The organism is Pseudoxanthomonas sp. 22568 (assembly GCF_052044485.1).
In the GTDB taxonomy this organism is placed as follows: domain Bacteria; phylum Pseudomonadota; class Gammaproteobacteria; order Xanthomonadales; family Xanthomonadaceae; genus Pseudoxanthomonas_A; species Pseudoxanthomonas_A beigongshangi.
On record NZ_JBQENC010000011.1, the window covers coordinates 158,783 to 161,372 of the forward strand.

General features: G+C 54.9%; 2 rRNA genes (1 of these 2 only partly in view). Both read left to right on the plus strand.

Features of this window, described 5'->3' with window-relative positions:
* Nucleotides 1-2,313: ribosomal RNA gene (locus tag ACTJI2_RS14890) — 23S ribosomal RNA — on the plus strand; it begins 566 nt to the left of the window's first position.
* Between the two features lie 122 nt (nucleotides 2,314-2,435).
* Nucleotides 2,436-2,550: ribosomal RNA gene (gene rrf / locus ACTJI2_RS14895) — 5S ribosomal RNA — on the plus strand.
* Nucleotides 2,551-2,590 lie beyond the last annotated feature (40 nt).

Sequence of the window (2,590 nt, forward strand, 5' to 3'; positions counted from 1 at the left end):
GACTTACTGTTCGTGGCAAGCTTAACCGTATAGGGGAGGCGAAGGGAAACCGAGTCTGATAAGGGCGCATAGTCGCGGGCAGTAGACCCGAAACCGGGTGATCTAGTCATGCCCAGGGTGAAGGTGCCGTAACAGGTACTGGAGGCCCGAACCCACTCCCGTTGCAAAGGTAGGGGATGAGGTGTGATTAGGAGTGAAAAGCTAATCGAACCCGGAGATAGCTGGTTCTCCTCGAAAGCTATTTAGGTAGCGCCTCATATGTATCCTCTTGGGGGTAGAGCACTGTTATGGCTAGCGGGACATCGCGTCTTAGCAAACCATGGCAAACTCCGAATACCAAGACGGACTGTATGGGAGACACACGGCGGGTGCTAACGTCCGTCGTGAAAAGGGAAACAACCCAGACCCACAGCTAAGGTCCCAAATTTAGTGCTAAGTGGAAAACGATGTGGAAAGGCACAGACAGCCAGGAGGTTGGCTTAGAAGCAGCCACCCTTTAAAGAAAGCGTAATAGCTCACTGGTCGAGTCGGTCTGCGCGGAAGATTTAACGGGGCTAAGCACTAAACCGAAGCTTGGGGTGCACACTTATGTGTGCGCGGTAGAGGAGCGTTCCGTAAGCCTGCGAAGGTGGCTTGAGAAGGCTGCTGGAGGTATCGGAAGTGCGAATGCTGACATGAGTAACGATAATGCGGGTGAAAAGCCCGCACGCCGAAAGCCCAAGGTTTCCTTGCGCAACGTTAATCGACGCAGGGTTAGTCGGTCCCTAAGGCGAGGGCGAAAGCCGTAGTCGATGGGAAGCAGGTTAATATTCCTGCACCTCGCGTGAGTGCGATGGAGGGACGGAGAAGGTTAGGTGTACCGGGCGTTGGTTGTCCCGGGGAAAGGCGGTAGGTGTGGAACTTTGGCAAATCCGGGTTCCTTTAACACCGAGCACCGAGACGAGCTCTTTAGAGCGAAGTCACTGATACCACGCTTCCAGGAAAAGCTCCTAAGCTTCAGCTCACGAAGACCGTACCGTAAACCGACACAGGTGGGTAGGATGAGAATTCTCAGGCGCTTGAGAGAACTCGGGTGAAGGAACTAGGCAACATGGCACCGTAACTTCGGGAGAAGGTGCGCCCTTTTTGGTGGCTGCATGCGCAGCTGAGCTGAAGAGGGCCTCAGAAACCAGGCCGCTGCGACTGTTTATCAAAAACACAGCACTCTGCAAACACGAAAGTGGACGTATAGGGTGTGACGCCTGCCCGGTGCTGGAAGGTTAATTGATGGGGTCAGCCGCAAGGCGAAGCTCTTGATCGAAGCCCCAGTAAACGGCGGCCGTAACTATAACGGTCCTAAGGTAGCGAAATTCCTTGTCGGGTAAGTTCCGACCTGCACGAATGGCGTAACGACAGCGGCGCTGTCTCCACCCGAGACTCAGTGAAATTGAAATCGCTGTGAAGATGCAGCGTTCCCGTGGCAAGACGGAAAGACCCCGTGAACCTTTACTATAGCTTTACATTGAACGTTGAGTTCGTCTGTGTAGGATAGGTGGGAGGCTATGAAACCATGGCGCTAGCTGTGGTGGAGCCAACCTTGAAATACCACCCTGATGTGCTTGACGTTCTAACCTAGGCCCGTAATCCGGGTCGGGGACCATGTATGGTGGGTAGTTTGACTGGGGCGGTCTCCTCCCAAAGAGTAACGGAGGAGCTCGAAGGTACGCTCAGCGCGGTCGGACATCGCGCACTGTGTGCAAAGGCATAAGCGTGCTTGACTGCAAGAGCGACGGCTCAAGCAGGTACGAAAGTAGGACTTAGTGATCCGGTGGTTCTGTATGGAAGGGCCATCGCTCAACGGATAAAAGGTACTCCGGGGATAACAGGCTGATACCGCCCAAGAGTTCATATCGACGGCGGTGTTTGGCACCTCGATGTCGGCTCATCACATCCTGGGGCTGTAGTCGGTCCCAAGGGTATGGCTGTTCGCCATTTAAAGTGGTACGCGAGCTGGGTTCAGAACGTCGTGAGACAGTTCGGTCCCTATCTGCCATGGGCGTTGGAAGTTTGAGAGGGGCTGCTCCTAGTACGAGAGGACCGGAGTGGACGAACCTCTGGTGTTCCGGTTGTCACGCCAGTGGCATTGCCGGGTAGCTATGTTCGGAAGCGATAACCGCTGAAAGCATCTAAGCGGGAAGCGCGCCTCAAGATGAGACTTCCCGGGGCACAAGCCCCCTGAAGGAACCATGTAGACTACGTGGTTGATAGGTCAGGTGTGTAAGCGCTGCAAGGCGTTGAGCTAACTGATACTAATGATCCGTGCGGCTTGACCATATAACCTCAAGTGGCCTTGGACTCGACGGCAGCGTCGATGAGAATCCAATGCCCGCTACGTCACAAGACCCTATGTGAGACAGGCGCCTCATCCCTTCGGATGGCGACGCTCCAACCGTCTCCCTGGTGAAATTAGCGCTGTGGTCCCACCCGTTCCCATCCCGAACACGGAAGTGAAACGCAGCTGCGCCGATGGTAGTGTGGCTTAAGCCATGCAAGAGTAGGTCATCGCCAGGGGCTTTACCCCAAAACCCCCAGCCAATTGGCTGGGGGTTTT